The sequence below is a fragment of the Catellatospora tritici genome, from assembly GCF_019083965.1.
Lineage (GTDB): Bacteria > Actinomycetota > Actinomycetes > Mycobacteriales > Micromonosporaceae > Catellatospora > Catellatospora tritici.
Map to the genome: position 1 here is coordinate 85,426 of NZ_JAHRCY010000008.1, position 19,981 is coordinate 105,406.

Below are 19,981 nucleotides of genomic sequence, written 5' to 3' on the forward strand. Positions count from 1 at the left end.
GGCAACGCTGGTCAAACCCTGCGGCCGCGCCCGGCGGCGCGGACACCCCGTGGCACAAAGCACGGGTTCGCACATGTGTCGTGCGAGGTATGAGTAGGGTCAACACCGACAGGGCGACACCGTGGCCGCCCTTATGACGATGCGTTGCGCCTTTCCACAGCTCCGGTGCGTGCTATTCCGGGTCACGGCCCTGGAGCGACGGCAAGACTGACCCGCTAGGAGTAGCACAGCTGTGACCGAGCAGTTGATCTGGTCTGACATCGACCGCCGCGCGGTGGACACCGCCCGTGTGCTGGCCATGGACGCGGTGGAGAAGGCCGGCAACGGCCATCCCGGCACCGCGATGAGCCTCGCCCCCCTCGCCTACCTGTTGTTCCAGCGGGCTATGCGCCTCGATCCCAACGACCCGGACTGGACCGGCCGCGACCGCTTCGTGCTGTCCGCCGGGCATTCCTCTCTCACCCAGTACGTCCAGCTGTTCCTGGCCGGGTACGGCCTGGAGCTGTCGGACCTGCAGACTTTGCGCCAGTGGGGCTCGCTGACCCCGGGTCACCCCGAGCACGGGCACACCCGCGGCGTGGAGACCACCACCGGCCCACTGGGCCAGGGCCTGGGCAACGCGGTGGGCATGGCGATGGCCGCCCGCCGCGAGCGCGGCCTGTTCGACCCCGACGCCGCGCCGGGGACCAGCCCGTTCGACCACCACATCTACGTGATCTGCTCCGATGGCGACATCGAGGAGGGCATCACGCACGAGGCGTCGGCGATCGCCGGGCACCAGAAGCTCGACAATCTCATCGTCTTCTACGACGACAACGAGATCTCGATCGAGGACGACACTCGCATCGCCAAGTCCGAGGACGTCTGCAAGCGGTACGAGGCGTACGGCTGGCACGTGGAGCGGATCGACTGGACCGGCGGCAACGGCAACTACCACGAGGACATCCCGGCGCTGTGGGCGGCGATCCAGCGCGCGAAGGGGGTCACCGACCGGCCCAGCTTCATCGCGCTGCGCACCATCATCGGCTGGCCCGCGCCGACCAAGCAGAACACCGGCAAGATCCACGGCTCGGCGGTCGGCCCGAACGAGGCGGCCGCGGTCAAGGAGGTGCTGGGCTTCGACCCGGCGGTCGCCTTCCCGGTCGAGGACGAGGTGCTGGCGCACACCCGCGCGGTGCGTGAGCGCGGCCGGGTGCTGCACGAGCAGTGGGAGGACGCCTTCCACGACTGGGCCAAGGCCAACCCGGACCGGCTGGCCCTGTTCGACCGGATGAGCACCCGTACCCTGCCCAAGGGCTGGGCGGAGGCGCTGCCGAGCTTCCCGGCCGACGCCAAGGGCATCGCCACCCGCGCCGCGTCAGGCCAGGTGCTCAACGCGCTGGCGCCGGTGCTGCCGGAGCTGTGGGGCGGCTCGGCCGACCTGGCCGAGAGCAACAACACCACGATGAAGGGCGAGCCGTCGTTCATCCCGGCGGAGTACGCCACCAAGGAGTTCCCGGGCCACGAGTACGGCCGCACGCTGCACTTCGGCATCCGCGAGCACGCCATGGGCTCGATCATGAACGGCATCGCACTGCACGACGGCACCCGCGTCTACGGCGGCACGTTCCTGGTCTTCAGCGACTACATGCGCCCGGCGGTCCGCCTGGCCGCGCTGATGAAGCTCCCGGTGACCTACGTGTGGACGCACGACTCGATCGGTCTGGGCGAGGACGGCCCGACCCACCAGCCGGTGGAGCACCTGACCGCGCTGCGGGCCATCCCGGGCCTGGACGTGGTGCGCCCCGCAGACGCCAACGAGACCGCGCACGCCTGGCGGATGGCGCTGACCCACACCGACCGGCCGACGGCCCTGGCGCTGAGCCGCCAGAACCTGCCGGTGATGGACCCGGCGAAGGTCGTCGGCTTCGAGCACGGCGGCTATGTGCTGGAGGAGGCGTCCTCGGGCACGCCGCAGGTGATCCTCATGGGCACCGGCTCCGAGGTGCAGCTCTGCCTGGCCGCCCGGGAGCTGCTGGAGGCCGACGGCATCGCGACCCGGGTGGTGTCGATGCCGTGCCAGGAGTGGTTCCGCGCGTCCGACGCCGGGTACCGGGAGTCTGTGCTGCCGTCGTCGGTCAAGGCCCGCGTGAGTGTCGAGGCGGGTATCGCCATGTCGTGGCGCGACCTGATCGGCGACGCGGGCGAGGCCGTCAGCCTGGAGCACTACGGCGCGTCCGCCCCGGCGGCGACCCTGTTCGAGAAGTTCGGTTTCACACCGCAGGCGGTGGCCGACGCCGCCCGGCGGTCCCTGGCCAAGGCCAATGAAGGGCAGTGACTGGCGATGACTGATCCCCTGGGCGAGCTCTCGGCCGCCGGTGTGGCGGTCTGGCTTGACGACATCTCCCGGGAGCGGCTGACCGACGGCGGCTCCCACACCGCGCTGGCGGAGCTGCGCGACACGCGGCACGTGGTCGGGGTGACCAGCAACCCGACCATCTTCGCCGCGGCGCTGGCGGGCAGCGACGACTACGACGAGCAGCTGCACGAGCTGAAGGCGCGCAAGGTCTCGGTCGACGAGGCGGTGCGCATGCTCACCACGTACGACATCCGGTGGGCCTGTGACGTGATGCGGCCGGTGTACGACGCGAGCGGCGGCCGGGACGGCCGGGTGTCGATCGAGGTCGACCCGCGGCTGGCGCACGAGACCGAGCCGACCATCGCCGAGGCCAAGCAGCTGTGGTGGCTGGTCGACCGGCCCAACCTGTTCATCAAGATCCCGGCGACGCTGGAGGGCCTGCCCGCGATCACCGCGGCGCTGGCCAACGGCATCAGCGTCAACGTGACGCTGATCTTCTCGCTGGAGCGCTACCGCGCGGTGCTGGACGCCTGGCTGACCGGTCTGGAGCAGGCCAAGGCCAATGGCCACGACCTGTCGAAGATCGAGTCGGTGGGGTCGTTCTTCGTGTCCCGCTTCGACACCGAGATCGACAAGCGGCTGGAGAAGATCGGCACCCCGGAGGCGCTGGGCCTGCGCGGCCAGGCCGCCGTCGCCAACGCCCGCCTGGCCTACGGGGAGTACCTGCAGGTCGTCGGGTCGCCGAGGTGGGCCGAGCTCAAGGCGGCCGGGGGCAACCCGCAGCGGCCGCTGTGGGCCTCCACCGGCACCAAGAACCCGGAGTACCCGGACACGCTCTACGTCGAGCAGCTGGTCGCCGCCGACACCGTCAACACCATGCCGGAGAAGACGCTGCAGGCCTTCGCCGACCACGGCGAGGTGCCCGGGGACACGGTCACCGGCAACCTGGCCGCGGCGCAGCAGACCATCGACGCGCTGCGGGCCGCCGGGGTCGACTACGACGACGTGGTGGCGTTCCTGGAGAGCGACGGCGTGGCGAAGTTCGACGCGAGCTGGCAGGAGCTGCTGGCCGGGGTACAGGCGAAACTGGAGCAGGCATGACCCAGACCGCATCGGGAGGCGGGCTGACCGTCCGCCTCTCCCCCGCGGCGGCACAGCAGGCCGCGGCGCAGGTGTCGGAGCTGGCGGCGGCGGGCGTGCCCGCCGCCCTGGCGGCCAAGGATGCCGACCTGTGGGGTCCGGCCGCGCAGCCTGAGGCGTCGATCCGGCTGGGCTGGGTCGACACCTTCGTGCGCAGCCGGGCACTGCTGCCGCAGCTGGCCGAGCTGCGCGAGGAGCTGGGCGACCTCGACCACGTCGCGCTCGCGGGCATGGGCGGCTCGTCGCTGGCGCCCGAGGTCATCTCGCTGACCCTGGGCAAGGCGCTGACGGTGCTGGACACCACCGACCCGGGCCAGGTCAAGGCGGCCCTGGGCGACCGGCTGGCCCGCACCGTGGTGGTGGTCTCCAGCAAGTCCGGCGGCACCATCGAGACCGACAGCCACCGCCGGGCGTACTGGCAGGCGTTCCTCGACGCGGGCCTGCCCGAGGCCGAGGTCGGGCGCCATTTCGTGATCGTGACCGACCCCGGCTCGCCGCTGGAGTCGACCGCCCGCGACATGGGCGCCTACGTGGTGCTGGCCGACTCCGACGTCGGCGGCCGCTACTCCGCGCTGACCGCGTTCGGCCTGGTGCCGACCGCGCTGGCCGGGGTGGACGTGGCCGAGCTGCTGGACCAGGCCGAGGAGTTCGCCGCGACGCTGACCGCCGCCCCCGAGGCCAACCCGTCGCTGCTGCTGGGCGCCGCGCTCGGCGCGGCCGCGTTGGCCGGGCGGGACAAGGTGTCGCTGGCCGACGACGGTAGCGGCATCACCGGGCTGGGCGACTGGGCCGAGCAGCTCATCGCCGAGTCCACCGGCAAGGAGGGCAAGGGCATCCTGCCGGTCGTGGTGGAGGGCCCGAACGCGCCCGGCGCGACCGGTGCCGACGTCTTCACCGCGACCGTGGGCGCCGCGGGCGGAGCCGTGGCGGGTACGCCCGACGCGGCCGTCAACGGCCCGCTGGGCGCCCAGTTCCTGTGCTGGGAGGCGGCGACCGCCATCGCCGGGCGGGTGCTCGGCATCAACCCGTTCGACCAGCCGAACGTGACCGAGTCCAAGCAGAACACCGGCAAGATCCTCGACGAGGGCATGCCCGCCGAGCAGCCCGCGTTCACCGAGGGCGACATCGAGGTCTACACCACGGCGGGCGTGAACGACCTGTACGAGGCGCTGTCCTGGCTGGCCACGGAGGCCGGGCCGGACGGGTACATCGCGATCATGGAGTACCTGGACCGGTTCGCCGACGCCGACGCCGCCAAGCTGCGCGCGTCACTGGCCGAGGCGAGCGGCCGCCCGGTCACCTACGGCTGGGGGCCACGGTTCCTGCACTCGACCGGCCAGTACCACAAGGGCGGGCCGCAGGTCGGCGCGTTCCTGCAGGTCACCGGCGCGGTCAGCGCGGACCTGGCGGTGCCGGGCAAGCCGTACAGCTTCGGCACACTGCAGGCGGCCCAGGCCGCCGGCGACCGCCAGGCGCTGGCCGGTCGCGGCCGTCCACTGCTGCACCTGCACCTCACCGACCGGTCCAAGGGCATCGCCCAGCTGCTCGAAGCGGCGCACCACCTGGCCACGGCCACCAGCAAGGAGAGGTGACGTCACGTGAGCGTGTCGTCCACCCCGCAGCAGCCCAACCCGCTGCGGGATCCGCAGGACCGGCGCCTGCCGCGCATCCCTGAGCCGTGCGCGCTGGTCATCTTCGGGGTCACCGGCGACCTCGCCCGCAAGAAACTGCTGCCCGCCGTGTACGACCTGGCCAACCGCGGCCTGCTGCCGCCCGGCTTCGTGGTGCTCGGCTTCGCCCGCCGCGACTGGGGCGACGGCGACTTCGAGCAGCTGGCCCGCACGTCGGCCCAGGAGCACGCGCGCACCCCCTGGCGCGAGGAGGTCTGGAACCGGCTCTCGGGCAACATCAAGTTCGTCGGCGGCGCCTTCGACGACGACGCGGCGTTCGACACGCTGTCGCGCACCCTGGACGAGCTGCGCGACTCGCACGGCATCCCGGGCAACGCGGCGTTCTATCTGTCCATCCCGCCCGCGGCCTTCCCGACCGTGCTCAAGCAGCTCGAGCGCACCGGCATGGCCGACAACGACAAGTCGGGCGGCTGGCGCCGGGTCGTGGTGGAGAAGCCGTTCGGGGAGGACCTGGCCTCGGCCAAGTCGCTCAACGACCTGGTGGACGACGTGGTGAGCGCGCAGGACGTGTTCCGCATCGACCACTACCTCGGCAAGGAGACGGTGCAGAACATCCTCGCGCTGCGCTTCGCCAACTCCCTGTTCGAGCCGCTGTGGAACTCCAAGTACGTCGACTCGGTGCAGATCACCATGGCCGAGGACGTCGGCATCGGCACCCGCGCGGGCTTCTACGACGCCACCGGCGCCGCCCGGGACGTGCTGCAGAACCACCTGCTGCAGCTGCTGGCGCTGGTCGCCATGGAGGAGCCGACGACCTTCGACGCCGCGGAGATCCGGGCCGAGAAGCTCAAGGTGCTACGCGCCACCGCACCCCCGGCCGACGTGTCGACCGGCACGGTGCGCGGGCAGTACCTCACCGGCTGGGTGGCCGGGCAGCGGGTCAAGGGCTACCTGGAGGAGTCCGACGTCCCGGCGAGCTCGACGACGGAGACGTACGTCGCGGCGCGGCTGTCCATCCAGAACCGGCGCTGGGCCGGGGTGCCGTTCTACATCCGGGCGGGCAAGCGCCTGCCCCGGCGGGTCACCGAGGTCGCGGTGCTGTTCAAGAAGGCCCCGCACCTGCCGTTCTACCCGGAGGACGTGGAGCTGCTGGGCCACAACCAGCTGGTCATCCGGGTGCAGCCGGACGAGGGCGTGATGCTCAAGTTCGGGTCCAAGGTGCCGGGCACCCAGATGGAACTGCGCGACATCAGCATGGACTTCGCGTACGGCGAGGCGTTCACCGAATCCAGCCCGGAGGCGTACGAGCGGCTCATCCTCGACGTGATGCTCGGCGACCGGACGCTGTTCCCGGACGCCGCCGAGGTCGAGGAGGGCTGGCGCATCGTCGACCCGCTGGAGGCGGCGTGGGTCGGCACCAAACCGGCCACCTACCGGGCGGGCGAGTGGGGCCCGCGCGAGGCCGACGAGATGCTGGCCGCCGAGGGCCGTAGCTGGCGGCGGGCATGAGCGAGCAACGCGAGCGAATCATGAAGCACAGCTGCGTAAGTGCCTCGTGTCGAAAGTCCGCGAAGCGGACTTTCGACACGAGCAAGCACGTTCTCTCCGGAAGGCGGGCGGGATGCTAGCCCTGTGGGACACCACCGGTAACGAGGTGGTGCGCAAGCTCGCCGCGGAGCGGCGCAACGCCGGCGGCGTGGCCAGCGGCCTGGCCCTGAACCTGGTCGTCATCGTGGACGAGGGCCGGGTGCGCCAGGTCGAGGACGCGGCCACCATCGCCGCCGCCTCGCACCCCTGCCGCCTGCTCGTGGTCAGCCGTGGGCCGGTGCCCGGGGTCGACTCGGCCACCGCCAACGCCAAGGACCGGCTCGACGCCGAGATCGTGGTCGGCGGGCGGCTCGGCCCGTGCGAGGCCGTGATCATGCGGATGCACGGTCGCCTGGCCCTGCACAGCGAGTCGGTGGTCATGCCGCTGCTCGCCCCGGACGTGCCGGTGGTCACCTGGTGGCACGGCACCCCGCCGGAGCACATCGCGTACGACCCGCTCGGCGTCGTGGCCGAGCGCCGGGTCACCGACATCACCCAGTGCGCCGACCCGGAGGCGGCCCTGCGCCAGCGGGCGCTGGACTACGCGCCGGGCGACACCGACCTGTCCTGGACCCGGCTCACCGGCTGGCGCTCGCTGATCGCGGGCGCCTTCGACACCGGCAACAACAGCGCGGTCTCGGCGGTCGTCTACGCCGGTGCCGCCGACCCGCTCGGCGCGCTGCTGCGCGGCTGGATCATCTCCCGCACCGGCATCCCGGTCCGGCTGGCCGACTCGGCCGACGGCAAGCTCAACGGCGTCGACTTCGCGCTGGCCGACGGCGGCACGCTCAGCCTGCACAGCACCGGCGACGGGATGGCGCTGCTGCGCCGCCCCGGCCACCTCGACCTGGTGCTGCCGCTGCTGCAGCGGCGGCTGGGCGAGGAGCTGGCCGAGGAACTGCAGCGGCTGGACGCCGACCAGCCGTACTCGCGGGCGCTGGCGGCGGCGACCGGGGTGGGCGGGCTCGGCGAGCGGCCGAGCGTGCGCACCCACATCTGGCAGGACCCGGCCTGGACCCAGCCCGTGGGGGCGACGGCATGACCGTGGTGGTGCACGCCGACGCCGCCGCGCTGGCCGAGGCGGTCGCGGCGCGGCTGCTGGCGAAGCTGGCGCAGGCCCAGGCGGCGCATGGCGGCGCCCACGCGGTGCTGACCGGCGGGCGGGTCGCCGCGGCCGTCTACCGGGCGGTGCCGGCAAGCCCCGCCCATGACTCCGTCGACTGGTCGCGGGTCGACCTGTGGTGGGGCGACGAGCGGTTCCTGCCCGCCGGCGACCCCGACCGCAACGAGACCCAGGCGCGCGCGGCTCTGCTGGACGCGCTGCCGCTAGATCCGGCCCGGGTGCACCCGATGCCACCCTCCGACGGCCCCGACGGCGCAGATCCGGCTCTGGCGGCCCGCCGTTACGCCGGAGAGCTCGCGGCGGCGGCCGACAGCGGGCAGCTGCCGCGCTTCGACGTACTGCTGCTGGGCGTCGGCGAGGACGGGCACGTCGCCTCGGTCTTCCCGGGCCACCCGGTGGCCGACGGGACGGTCGGCGCGGTGACCGACAGCCCCAAGCCGCCGCCGATGCGCACCACGCTCACCCCGGCCGCGATCAACACGGCCGACGAGGTGTGGCTGATCGCGGCGGGCGGCGACAAGGCCGAGGCGGTCGGCACGGCCCTGACCAGTGGCGGCGGCCTGCCCGCCGCCTCGGTGCGCGGGCGCTCGCGGACCCTCTGGTTACTGGACGAGGCGGCGGCGGCGCAGATCCCGGCGGACTCACCCGCCCTACGCTGACCACGCGGCCGGTCTGCGCCGACCACGCCGAATGTTTGGAAGGGCACCTTCTTATACGCGAAGCGATAAGAAGGTGCCCTTCCTTTCGTTCTGGGCGCGGGGCGGACGCGAAAGGGCCGGTCGGTGATCCGACCGGCCCTTCACGTGATCGCGAGGATCAGGCGCCACCCATCTCCAGCTTGAGCCACAGCCCCAGGCCGACGATGCAGGCGAACCAGACGATGCCCACCAGCACGGTGTACCGGTCCAGGTTCTTCTCCGCCACGGAGGAACCGGCCAGGCTCGACGAGACGCCACCGCCGAACATGCTGGACAGGCCGCCGCCCTTACCACGGTGCAGCAGCACCAGCAGGGTCAGCAGGGCGCTGGTGATGATCAGCAACACGATCATTGCGTAGGCGAAGCCGATCGGCATGAGCACGGTCCTTAGGTTTCGGTGGCCGCTGGCGCGGCCTTGGTGTCGGTCAAGAATAGCGGGCGCGGCCCGGAGTCAGGAGGGCGAGGATGCCACATCCGTGGCGACGGTCGGGTCGAGCAGGCCGAGCGCGGACAGATCGGGCATGCCGAACTGGGAGTGAATGAACATCCCGCCCACGTTCGACCCGGACATCCGGATCGCGTTCGGGTAGAGCACCGGGATCGTCACCGCCATCTGCGAGAGCTTGCCGTCCAACTCGCCCCACAGCTTGTACTGGCGCGGCAGGTCCGGCTCGGCGTTGGCCTCCTTGATCGCCTGGTCGATCTCGGGATCCTTGAGGAACGAGTAGTTCGACCCGCTCAGCTCGCCCGGCGGCTGCACCAGACTGCCGTCGAACAGCGGCGGGATGACCGCCGAGCCGTTGGCCCAGTCGGGGATCCAGCCCGCGTAGACCATGTGGTACGAGTGGCCGGAGTCGGCGATCAGGTCCCAGTACGCGTCGGCGTCGAGCCGCTTCAGGTTGACCTTGATACCGACCCGGACGTACGCGTCGACCATCGTCTTGACGTACCGGGCGATGGTGTCGTTGTCCGGCAGCGCCACGTTGATGGAGTCGGGGCAGGTGACACCGGCGTCCTTGGCCTGGTCGATCAGGGCGATCGCCTTGTCCTCGTTGCCGTCGCCGTCGCTCAGCGTGCCGTAGTCGTCGAACGTGGCGTGCGCGGCCAGGTTCGGCGGGATCATCGAGGTGGCCAGTTCACCGATGATCGAGCCGCCCATCGCCTGGCGGTACTTGCGCTTGTTGAACGCGTACACCAGCGCCTGGCGGCAGCGCAGGTCCTTGACCAGCTTGGTGTTGATGGCGAAGTAGCGCGTCGCGCCGGTCGGGCCGGTCGCGGTCCGCTTGGACAGCTCGGGGTCGTTGACGACCTGCTGCAGGAAGTTCGGCGCGACGTTGGCGTTGAGCATGACCGAGTTACGGTCGCCGCCCTGGTCCTGGATCAGCGCGTTGGTCACCGCCGGGTCGTTCTCGTTCTTCACGATCTCGATCTTGTCCGGGAACGCCTTGCGGACGGCGTCCACGCTCGACGACCAGTGCTCGTTGCGCACCAGCGTGATCCGGTCGTCGGCGACCCGCGGCTCCACCCGGTACGGCCCGTTGGACAGCGGGCGCCGGTCGTAGGCGTCCTTGTCCCCGTCCGAGCCCGGCTTGGCCGGAGAGAACACCGACAGCGCCACCGCGTAGTTGAAGTCGCCGGTGGGCTGCTTCAGCTTGAACTTGATCGTGTGCGTGTCGTCGCAGGTGACCGACTCCAGCTCCTTGCCGCTGTACGGACCCTCGTACGGGGTCGCGTTGTCGGCCAGCAGCAGCTTCGCGTACGGCAGGCCCGACTTGAACAGCGAGGAGAAGTTGCGCTCGACGCCGTACTTCACCTGCTGGCAGTTGATCGCGGCGCCGTCCTCCCACTTGATGCCGTCGCGCAGCTTGAACTCCCACACCGTGTTGTTCTCGCTGGGCCGGCCGAGGTCGGTGGCGAGGTCGGGGACCAGCTCGCTACCGGCCGCGCCGGACTCGGACTTGTACGTCGTGAGCGTGCGCGACAGCAGGCGGCTGATGTTGGAGTCCAGCGCCGCACCGATCTTCTGCGGGTCCAGGTGCGAGGGCAGCTGCGTCAGCACCACCCGCAGCGTGCCACCCGAGGTGACGGTGGTGCTCGAGTCGGCCGCCGAGTCGCAGGCGGCAACCGCGCCCGCGGTGACGAGCGCCACGACGGCAGCGGTCAGGCGGCGCATATGCGCGAGGTGAGGCATGGTCGTCCTCTCGGCGGGCGCGGGTAGCCCGCCAAGGATCTCGAGGGGTGGTCGGGGGCGGGACCGCGCACCCAGAGGTGGCCCGGTCACGCGCCACACTTTAGGCACTCGCGCCGCGGCACCGGCAGGCGGGAGCCAGATCGCAACAAAGAAGGACTCCCGGCACTCGGAAGATCACTGCCGGTGACAGCAGAGCGGGCGGGGAGCCGATGGCCACCCGCCCGCTCTCTCGTACCGGGGCTACTCGCCCAGGCGGCAGATCTTCGCGAAGTCGTCGGCGTCGAGGCTCGCCCCGCCGACCAGCGCGCCGTCGATGTCGGGCTGCGCCATGATCGCGGCGATGTTCGAGCCCTTCACCGAGCCGCCGTAGAGGATGCGCACCACGTTCGCGGTGGCGTCGCCCTGGGTCTTGGCCAGCTGCGCGCGGATGGCGCCGATGACCTCCTGGGCGTCCTCCGGCGTGGCGGTCTTGCCGGTGCCGATGGCCCACACCGGCTCGTACGCCACGACGACCTTCTCGACCTGCGCGGGGGTGAGCCCGGCCAGGCCGCCGTCGAGCTGGGCCAGCGTGTACTCCACGTGGTTGCCCGCCTCGCGGATGTCCAGGCCCTCACCGATGCACAGGATCGGCGTCATGTCGTCGGCCAGCACGGCCTTGACCTTGGCGTTGACCAGCTCGTCGCTCTCGGCGTGGTACTGCCGCCGCTCGGAGTGGCCGACCACCACGAACGTGCAGCCCAGCTTGGCCAGCATGCTCGAGGCGATCTCGCCGGTGTAGGCGCCCGACTTGTGCGCCGAGACGTCCTGCGCGCCGTACTTGAGCAGCAGGCGGTCCCCGTCGACCAGGGTCTGCACGCTGCGGATGTCGACGAACGGCGGCAGCACCGCCACCTCGACCGCCTCCAGCTGCTTCTCGTTCAGGCTGAACGCGAGCTTTTGGGTCAGGGCGATGGCCTCGAGGTGGTTGAGGTTCATCTTCCAGTTGCCGGCCATCAGCGGCCGACGCTTCTCGACTGCCATCTCATGCCTCCAAAGCGAGCAGGCCCGGCAGAGCCTTGCCCTCGAGGTACTCCAGCGACGCGCCGCCGCCGGTGGAGATGTGGCCGAAAGCCGCCTCGTCCAGGCCCAGCGCCCGCACGGCCGCGGCGGAGTCGCCGCCGCCGACCACGGTGAAGCCGTCGACCTTGGTGATCGCCTCGGCCACGCCGCGGGTGCCGCCCGCGAACGGGGCCAGCTCGAACACGCCCATCGGGCCGTTCCAGAAGACCGTCTTCGCCCCGGCCAGCGCGTCGGCGAACAGCGCCACCGACGCCGGGCCGATGTCCAGCCCGAGCCAGCCGTCGGGGATGGCGTCGGCGGCGACCGTCTCGGTCTGCGCGTCGGCGGCGAACTTGTCCGCCACCACGATGTCCACCGGCAGCACGATCCGGTCGCCGGCGCGGGCCAGCAGGTCGCGGCAGGTGTCGACCATCTCGTCCTGCAGCAGCGAGCCGCCGACCCCGTGGCCCTGGGCCTTGAGGAAGGTGAAGCACATGCCGCCGCCGATGAGCAGCTTGTCGGCGCTGTTCAGCAGCGCCTCGATCACAGCGAGCTTGTCGGACACCTTCGACCCGCCGAGCACCACCACGTACGGCGTGGCCGGGTTCTCGGTGAGGCGCTTGAGCACCTCGACCTCGGTCGCGACCAGGCCGCCCGCGTAGCGCGGCAGCCGGGCCGCCACGTCGTAGACGCTGGCGTGCTTGCGGTGCACCGCGCCGAACGCGTCGTCGACGTAGACGTCGGCGAAGGCGGCCAGCTGGTCGGCGAACGCGCCGCGCACGGCGTCGTCCTTGCTGGTCTCACCGGCGTTGAAGCGCAGGTTCTCCAGCAGCACCACACCGCCGGGCTGCAGGCCCGCGACGGCGGCCTGGGCCGACTCGCCGACGGTGTCGGCGGCGAACTCCACCGGCGAGCCCAGCAGTTCCTGGAACCGCTGGGCCACGGGGGCCAGGGTGTACTTCGGGTCGGGCTCGCCCTTGGGGCGGCCCAGGTGCGACATGACGATCACGGCCGCGCCCGCGTCCCGCAGGGCGACGATGGTCGGCAGGACGGCCCGAATGCGGCCGTCGTCGGCGATGACGCCGGGTTTGTCCTTGACGAAAGGCACGTTCAGGTCGGCGCGCACCAGGACGCGCCGACCTGAGACACCCTCGCCGAGCAGGTCGTCGAGGGAACGCATCAGAGCGAGGCACCCACGAGCTTGGTCAGGTCGACCAGGCGGTTGGAGTAGCCCCACTCGTTGTCGTACCAGCCGACGACCTTGACCTGGTTGCCGATGACCTTGGTCAGGCCGGCGTCGAAGATGCAGGAGGCCGGGTCGGTGACGATGTCAGCCGACACGATCTCGTCCTCGGTGTAGACCAGGATGCCCTTGAGCGGGCCCTCGGCCGCCGCCTTGATCGCGGCGTTGACCTCCTCGACCGACGTCTCGCGAGCGGCGGTGAAGGTCAGGTCGGTGGCCGAGCCGGTCGGGATCGGCACGCGCAGCGCGAAGCCGTCCAGCTTGCCCTTCAGCTCCGGCAGCACCAGGCCGATCGCCTTGGCGGCACCGGTCGAGGTCGGCACGATGTTCAGGGCCGCGGCGCGGGCGCGACGCAGGTCCTTGTGCGGGCCGTCCTGCAGGTTCTGGTCCTGGGTGTACGCGTGGATCGTGGTCATCAGACCCTTTTCGATCCCGATCGAGTCGTTCAGGACCTTCGCCATCGGCGCGAGGCAGTTGGTGGTGCAGGACGCGTTCGAGATGATCGTGTGCGCGGCCGGGTCGTACTTGTCGTGGTTGACGCCCAGCACGATGGTGATGTCCTCACCCTTGGCCGGGGCCGAGATGATGACCTTCTTCGCGCCGTTGTCGGCGTGCACCTTCGCCTTGGCGGCGTCGGTGAACAGGCCGGTCGACTCGATCACGATGTCGGCGCCCAGGTCGCCCCAGGGCAGCTTGCCCGGGTCGCGCTCGGCGAACGCCTTGAACGACTTGCCGTTGACCGTGAGGTCGGTCTCGGTGGCCTTCACCTCGTAGGGCAGGCGGCCGAGGATGCTGTCGTACTTGAGCAGGTGCGCCAGGGTCGCGTTGTCGGTCAGGTCGTTGACGGCAACCAGCTCGATGTCCGCGCCGGACGCCAGCAGGGCCCGGTAGAAGTTACGCCCGATGCGGCCGAAGCCGTTGATGCCAACCCGGATGGTCACAGGTCCCATCTCCTCGCATGTGCGCCGTCTGGCGGCTGGAAAGCCGAGTGCGGCGGCCTATAGGTCACTCGCCCGGTCCCGCCGCCCACACACCTGGCATAACGGCTTGCGCCGAGCTGCCGGCAGCGTCGCCGTACTTGTTCGACCCTAGCTGAGCTGTGACCGCCCGCACCGTCGGGGTCTTTGTTTCACAGGGGTGTCGTCCGCCACTCTTTTCTGCGACATGCTCGCCGGCTACCGCGGCCTCAGTCGGTGCCATCCTTCGCTGCGTTACGGATGGCACCGAGCGGCCGCTACCGCGGGCGACGATTGAGAAAAGACGATCCCGCCTGAACAGGTCAGGCGGGATCGGGTGGCGCGGGTCACTCAGACGGTGAGCATCTCGGCGGTGACGGCGGCCTCCGTGTCGGGGATGCCCAGGTCACGGGCCCGCTTGTCGGCCAGGGCGAGCAGGCGCCTGATGCGCCCGGCGATCGCGTCCTTCGTCAGCGGCGGGTCGGCCAGCGCGCCCAGCTCCTCCAGCGACGCCTGCCGGTGCTCCAGCCGCAGCCGACCCGCGCTGGTCAGGTGACCGGGCGCGTCGTCGGCCAGGATCTCCAGCGCGCGGGTGACCCGGGCCGCCGCGGCGACCGCGGCCCGCGCCGAGCGGCGCAGGTTGGCGTCGTCGAAGTTGGCCAGCCGGTTGGCCGTGGCGCGCACCTCGCGCCGCACCCGGCGCTCCTCCCAGGCCAGCACGCTGGAGTGGGCTCCTATGCGGGTCAGCAGCGCGGCGATCGCGTCGCCGTCCTTGACCACGACCCGGTCCACCCCGCGCACCTCGCGTGCCTTGGCCGTGATGCCCAGCCGCCGCGCCGCGCCGACCAGTGCCAGCGCCGACTCCGGCCCGGGGCAGGTGATCTCCAGCGCGCTGGAGCGGCCCGGCTCGGTCAGCGAACCGTGTGCGAGGAAGGCGCCGCGCCACGCCGCCACCGCGCAGCAGACGCTGGCCGAGACCACGTTCGGGGGCAGGCCCCGCACCGGGCGGCCGCGCACGTCCAGCAGGCCGGTCTGCCGGGCCAGCGCCTCGCCGTCCTTGACGATGCGCACGATGTAGTGGCTGCCCTTGCGCAGCCCACCCGAGGCCAGTACGTGCACCTCGCTGGGGTAGCCGAACAGGTCGGCGACGGTCGTGCGCAGCCGCCGGGCCACCGCGCCGGTGTCCAGCTCCGCCTCGACCACCACCCGGCCGGAGACGATGTGCAGACCGCCCGCGAAGCGCAGCAGGGCCGCCATCTCCGACCTCCGGCAGCACGGCTTGGGCACGTCGACCCGGCTCAGTTCGTCTTTGACCGCAGCGGTCATCGCCATCGTGTCGTCACCTCGTGGCCGGTCGCGGGCTGTGCGCCATGGTTTGTGGTCAAGTCAGTGGTGCCGGGTTCGTACGTGCTAACGAGCGGTGCCCAAGAGTGGCACCAGTGCGCGGCCCAATCGGACCGGATCGTGTCGGGGTGTGCCGTCGTCGACCGCCACCGGGGCGAGCGCGATGCGGGCACCGAGTGATTCTGCCGCATTCGCGACCGGTTCGGGGTCTGGCACGGCATTCCTGTCGACCAGAACAATATCCACCTTGAGGTCCGGCAGGTACCGGCTCAGTGCGGCGAGGTGGTCGGGCAGCGACAGACCGACCGTCTCCCGGTCCGCGGCGAGGTTCAGGGTCACCAGGCGGCGCGCCGGGCTGGCCACGATCGCGGCCGCCTGTTCGGGCACCAGCAGATGCGGAATGACGCTCGTGTACCAGCTGCCCGGCCCGAACACGAGCCAGTCGGCCGAGCCGATCGCCTCGATCGCCTGCGGGCACGGCTGCGGCTGGGGCGGCTCCAGCCGTACCTCCAGCACCCGGCCCGGCGCGACCGCGACCTGGTGCTGGCCGCGGACCGTGACCTTCTCGCCGTCGACGATCAGATCGGCCTCGATGCCCAGCGGATGGCAGGACATCGGCAGCACCCGGCCGACCGCGTGCACCATCGCCTGGGCGTGCTCCAGCGCCGCCACCGGGTCGCCGAGCAGCTCCATCAGGCCGCACAGCACCACGTTGCCGACCGGGTGCCCGGCCAGCTCGTCCGAGCCGGTGAAGCGGTACTGCATCAGCTTGGCCGTGCCGTCGCTGACCCCGTCGTCGGCGGCCAGCGCCGCCAGCGCCTGGCGCAGGTCACCGGGGGGCAGCACCGAGCGGGCGGCGCGCAGCCGCCCGCTGGAGCCGCCGTCGTCAGCCACGGTCACCACCGCGGTCAGGTCCAGCGGCAGCCCGGTGGCGCGCAGCGCGCGCAGGCTGGCGCTCAGGCCGTGCCCGCCACCGAAGGCCACCACCTTGATGGGCTTACTCGCCTCGTTCATGCCCGCTCCTCGCTGAGCTCGTCGCGGTCATGGACGTGCCGAGCCTCGTCAGTGTTCCCCGTCATCTGCGCCAAGGTCACTCACGGCCGAGGTCGCGGTGCTGCGCGTGTGCCACCACCCGCAGTTCACGCAGGCGGCGGGCCAGCTCCTCGGCGATGGCGACGCTACGATGCTTACCGCCGGTACAACCGACGGCCACGGTCAGATACCGCTTGCCCTCGCGTTCGAAACCCGGCGCGGTGGCCAGAACGAGCCGGGCGTACGTCTCCACGAACGTCCCCGCGCCCCGCTGGCCGAGCACGTACCGGCTGACGGGCTCGTCGCGGCCGGTCTGCTCACGCAGCTCCGAGACCCAGAACGGGTTGGGCAGGAAGCGGGCGTCCAGCACGAAGTCGGCGTCGGGGGGCAGCCCGTACTTGAAGCCGAACGACAGCACGGTCACCCGCAGGCGCAGCGCGTCGGGGCTGGCGAACAACTCCTCGACCCGGGCCCGCAGCTGGTTGACGTTCAGGTGCGAGGTGTCGATCAGCACGTCGGCCTGCTCGCGCGCCTCGGCGAGCAGGGTGCGCTCGGCGGCGATGCCGTCGGACAGCCGACCGTCGCCCTGCAGCGGATGCGAACGCCGTACGCTCTCGAACCGCCGGATCAGCACCTCGTCGTCGGCGTCGACGAAGACCACGCGGGGGCTGAAGCCGCGCTCGCGCAGCTCCCGGATCGCCCCGGCCAGGTCGGTGGAGAAGGCGCGGCTGCGCACGTCGAGCACCATCGCGGTGTGCCGGGCCGCCCCGCCCGCCTTCGCGGCGAGCTCGGCCAGCTGCACCAGCAGCGCCTGGGGCAGGTTGTCGACCACGTAATAGCCGACGTTCTCCAGGGCGCGGGCCACGGTGCTGCGACCGCCGCCCGAGACGCCGGTCACCACCACCAGGTCTGTCCCGGCCTCGTCGGTCACCTCAGTCTCGGCCGCCGGCTCCGCGCGCTCCCCCGCCGCGCCGTGCCTTGCCGTATCCACGCTCACGTACGCCCCCACTAAGCGCCTCCGTGCCGGTTCACCGCCCGGCACGGAGGTTCATCCTAGCCAGGCTCCCCGGAAGCACCGCTTCCTGCCGCCGGATTCACCTGCTGGGGTACGCCCAGCGCCGCCAGCACCGCCGCCGCCGTGCGCGGCCCGATCCCGGGCACCTGGGCGATCTCGTCGGCGCCCGCGGCGGCCAACCGCTTGAGCGAACCGAAGTGCCGCAGCAGCGCCTTGCGCCGGATCTCGCCCAGGCCGGGCACGCTGTCGAGGTCGGAGGCGGTCATCCGGGCCGAGCGCCGCTGCCGGTGGAACGTGATCGCGAACCGGTGTGCCTCGTCGCGGACGCGCTGCAACAGGTAGAGGCCCTCGGCCTGGCGCGGCAGGATGACCGGCATCGGGTCGTCGGGCAGCCACACCTCCTCCAGCCGCTTGGCCAGGCCGCAGACCGCGACGTCGGTGACGCCCAGCTCGGACATGACCGCCGCGGCGGCGTTGACCTGGGGCGCGCCGCCGTCGACCACGATCAGCTGCGGCGGGTACGCGAACCGCTTGGGCCGCCCCCCGTCGGGCTCCGGCTCGACCGGCCCCTCGGCCAGGTAGCGCGCGAACCGGCGCCGCATCACCTCGCTGATCGCCGACACGTCGTCGGTGGCGCCCTTGATGATGAAGCGCCGGTAGTCGCTCTTGCGCGGCACGCCGTCCTCGAAGACGACCATGCTGGCGACCACGTCGGTGCCCTGGATCTGGGAGATGTCGAAGCACTCGATCCGCAGCGGGGCGCTGGCCAGGCCGAGGGCGTCCTCGATCTCCTCCAGCGCGCGGCTGCGGGCGGTCAGGTCGCCCGCGCGGCGCAGCTTGTGCTGGGCCAGCGACTGCAGCGCGTTGCGGGCCACCGTCTCCAGCAGCGCCTTCTTGTCGCCGCGCTGCGGCACGCGCAGGCTGACCCGCGAGCCGCGGTGCGCCGACAGCCAGTCCGACAGCGCGTCGGCGTCGGCGGGCAGCTCCGGCACCAGGATCTCGCGCGGCACGTCGGCCTCGGGGCCCTCGGTCACCTCGGCGTCGCCGTAGATCTGGGTGCAGAAGTGGTGCACCAGGTCGCCGATGGTCAGCTCCTCGGTCTTGTCCACGATCCAGCCGCGCTGGCCGCGCACCCGCCCGTCGCGGACGTGGAACACCTGGACGGCGGCCTCCAGCGGGTCGTCGGCGAAGGCGACCACGTCGGCGTCGGTGCCGTCGGACAGCACGATCGACTGCTTCTCCATCGCCCGGCGCAGGGCGACCAGGTCGTCGCGCAGGCGGGCGGCGCGCTCGTACTCCATCGCGGCCGACGCCTCACGCATCTGCCGTTCCAGGCGCCGCTGCATCTCGTCCGTGCGCCCGGCCATGAAGTCGCAGAACTCCAGCACGATGGCGCGATGCTCGTCGGCGCTGACCCGGCCCACGCACGGCGCCGAGCACTTGCCGATGTCGCCGAGCAGGCAGGGGCGGCCGATCTGCCCCGCGCGCTTGAACACCCCGGCCGAGCAGGTGCGCGACGGGAAGACGCGCAGCAGCAGGTCGAGGGTCTCGCGGATGGCCCAGGCGTGCGAGTACGGCCCGAAGTAGCGCACGCCCTTCTTCTTCGCCCCGCGCATGACCAGCAGGCGCGGGAACTCCTCGTCCAGGGTGACGGCGAGATAGGGGTAGGACTTGTCGTCGCGGTACTTCACATTGAAGCGGGGGTCGTACTCCTTGATCCAGGAGTACTCCAGTTGCAGCGCCTCGACCTCGGTGCCGACGACCACCCAGTCCACGCCCGCGGCGGTGGTGACCATCTGCTGGGTGCGCTGGTGCAGCGACCACAGGTCGGCGAAGTATGAGTTCAGCCTGCTGCGCAGGCTCTTGGCCTTGCCGACGTAGATGATCCGTCCCGTGTCATCACGGAACCGGTACACACCGGGCGCGTCGGGAATGCTGCCCGGCGCGGGCCGGTACTGGGACGGATCAGCCACGCCGCAAGCCTAGTAGGAAGGTCTGACGTCGCCCGCGCGGCAGCGGCCGCCCGGTGCCATCCGCAGCGCGGCGAGGATGGCACCGGTCAAGGCCGCGGTAGCCGATGAGCACGTCACAGCCTTCAGGCGATGCGCACCTCGTCGCCCTCGACCACGATCTTGCGCTCGTCCAGGGCCCGCTGGGCGGGCTGGTCCTTCTTGGCCGGAGCGCCGTCGCCGATGTTGAACTCGCTGAAGTGGCAGGTGCACTTGATCTTGCCGTCGGCGATCTGACTCACCGGGCAGCTCTGGTGCGTGCAGATGCTGCTGAACCCGACGAAGACGTTCGCCGACGGCTGGGTCACCACGGTGCCGTGCTCGGCGAAGATCTTGCCGCCGCCGACCGGGATGTCGGCCGTCTTGCCCAGCACGGTGCCGCTGGCCGGAGCCTGCGCGCCGCCGTTGCCGCCACCGGGGCCGCCGGCGCCGCCGGTCGTCGGCGTGGCTGCCGGTTCGTCGGTGCCGCAGGCGGCCAGCAGCCCGGCAGCGCCCGCCATCCCCGCGCCCGCGATCAGGGCACGGCGCGAGGTGGCAGGCTGAAGCGCGTCACTCATGGAGGTAGGGGCCTTCCTGTGAGGGGTCTGAAAGGCAACCTACCCAACGTCTCTGAAACTTAGCTGCGAATTCAACTAC

Annotated in this window: 16 protein-coding genes; 6 read left to right on the top strand and 10 right to left on the bottom strand. The window is 71.4% G+C overall.

Annotation, left to right across the window (positions count from 1 at the left end; all coding sequences use genetic code 11):
- Positions 1-232: 232 nt before the first annotated feature.
- The 6 genes from tkt to pgl all read left to right on the top strand — a co-directional run bounded on the left by tkt (position 233) and on the right by pgl (position 8,478).
- Positions 233-2,317: a transketolase gene (gene tkt, locus KUA19_RS19545; RefSeq protein WP_308167522.1), complete on the top strand. Its 2,085-nt coding sequence runs from the start codon at positions 233-235 to the stop codon at positions 2,315-2,317.
- Between the two features lie 6 nt (positions 2,318-2,323).
- Positions 2,324-3,439 carry a transaldolase gene (tal, locus tag KUA19_RS19550; protein WP_217397515.1) on the top strand — a complete coding sequence of 372 codons (1,116 nt, stop codon included), beginning with the start codon at positions 2,324-2,326 and terminating at the stop codon, positions 3,437-3,439.
- Positions 3,436-5,070: a phosphoglucose isomerase-related protein gene (locus KUA19_RS19555; RefSeq protein ID WP_217397517.1), complete on the top strand. Its 1,635-nt coding sequence runs from the start codon at positions 3,436-3,438 to the stop codon at positions 5,068-5,070. The genes tal and KUA19_RS19555 overlap by 4 nt, the downstream gene beginning before the upstream one ends.
- A 12-nt stretch (positions 5,071-5,082) precedes the next feature.
- Positions 5,083-6,618: a glucose-6-phosphate dehydrogenase gene (gene zwf / locus KUA19_RS19560; RefSeq protein WP_217397955.1), complete on the top strand. Its 1,536-nt coding sequence runs from the start codon at positions 5,083-5,085 to the stop codon at positions 6,616-6,618.
- A gap of 112 nt (positions 6,619-6,730) precedes the next feature.
- Complete coding sequence (locus KUA19_RS19565; RefSeq protein ID WP_217397519.1) at positions 6,731-7,738, top strand: glucose-6-phosphate dehydrogenase assembly protein OpcA; 1,008 nt, start codon at positions 6,731-6,733, stop codon at positions 7,736-7,738.
- A complete protein-coding gene (pgl, locus tag KUA19_RS19570) occupies positions 7,735-8,478 on the top strand; it encodes a 6-phosphogluconolactonase (protein WP_217397521.1) in 744 nt (247 codons plus the stop codon). Before KUA19_RS19565 ends, pgl begins: the two co-directional genes overlap by 4 nt.
- 157 nt (positions 8,479-8,635) lie before the next feature.
- On the opposite strand, the gene secG is transcribed toward pgl, so the two are convergent.
- The 10 genes from secG to KUA19_RS19620 form a co-directional block, all read right to left on the bottom strand.
- Positions 8,636-8,893, bottom strand: a complete 258-nt coding sequence (gene secG, locus KUA19_RS19575; protein WP_217397523.1) for a preprotein translocase subunit SecG — start codon at positions 8,891-8,893, stop codon at positions 8,636-8,638.
- Positions 8,894-8,968: 75 nt separating this feature from the next.
- Positions 8,969-10,690: an ABC transporter substrate-binding protein gene (locus tag KUA19_RS19580; RefSeq protein WP_217397525.1), complete on the bottom strand. Its 1,722-nt coding sequence runs from the start codon at positions 10,688-10,690 to the stop codon at positions 8,969-8,971.
- Between the two features lie 258 nt (positions 10,691-10,948).
- Complete coding sequence (gene tpiA, locus KUA19_RS19585) at positions 10,949-11,728, bottom strand: triose-phosphate isomerase (RefSeq protein ID WP_217397527.1); 780 nt, start codon at positions 11,726-11,728, stop codon at positions 10,949-10,951.
- Position 11,729: 1 nt separating this feature from the next.
- Positions 11,730-12,926: a phosphoglycerate kinase gene (locus tag KUA19_RS19590; protein WP_217397529.1), complete on the bottom strand. Its 1,197-nt coding sequence runs from the start codon at positions 12,924-12,926 to the stop codon at positions 11,730-11,732.
- On the bottom strand, positions 12,926-13,930 hold the full coding sequence (gene gap, locus KUA19_RS19595) for a type I glyceraldehyde-3-phosphate dehydrogenase (RefSeq protein WP_217397531.1): 1,005 nt from the start codon (positions 13,928-13,930) through the stop codon (positions 12,926-12,928). The genes KUA19_RS19590 and gap overlap by 1 nt, the downstream gene beginning before the upstream one ends.
- A 366-nt stretch (positions 13,931-14,296) precedes the next feature.
- Positions 14,297-15,277, bottom strand: a complete 981-nt coding sequence (gene whiA / locus KUA19_RS19600; RefSeq protein WP_217397533.1) for a DNA-binding protein WhiA — start codon at positions 15,275-15,277, stop codon at positions 14,297-14,299.
- 78 nt (positions 15,278-15,355) lie between these two features.
- Entirely contained in the window at positions 15,356-16,303 is a 948-nt protein-coding gene (locus tag KUA19_RS19605) for a gluconeogenesis factor YvcK family protein (RefSeq protein WP_217397535.1), read from the bottom strand.
- A 76-nt stretch (positions 16,304-16,379) separates the two neighbouring features.
- Entirely contained in the window at positions 16,380-17,252 is an 873-nt protein-coding gene (gene rapZ, locus KUA19_RS19610; protein WP_217397538.1) for an RNase adapter RapZ, read from the bottom strand.
- 122 nt (positions 17,253-17,374) lie between these two features.
- Positions 17,375-19,309, bottom strand: coding sequence for an excinuclease ABC subunit UvrC (gene uvrC / locus KUA19_RS19615; protein WP_217397540.1), 1,935 nt, complete (start codon positions 19,307-19,309; stop codon positions 17,375-17,377).
- Between the two features lie 122 nt (positions 19,310-19,431).
- Complete coding sequence (locus KUA19_RS19620; RefSeq protein ID WP_217397542.1) at positions 19,432-19,902, bottom strand: Rieske (2Fe-2S) protein; 471 nt, start codon at positions 19,900-19,902, stop codon at positions 19,432-19,434.
- Between the last annotated feature and the right edge of the window lie 79 nt (positions 19,903-19,981).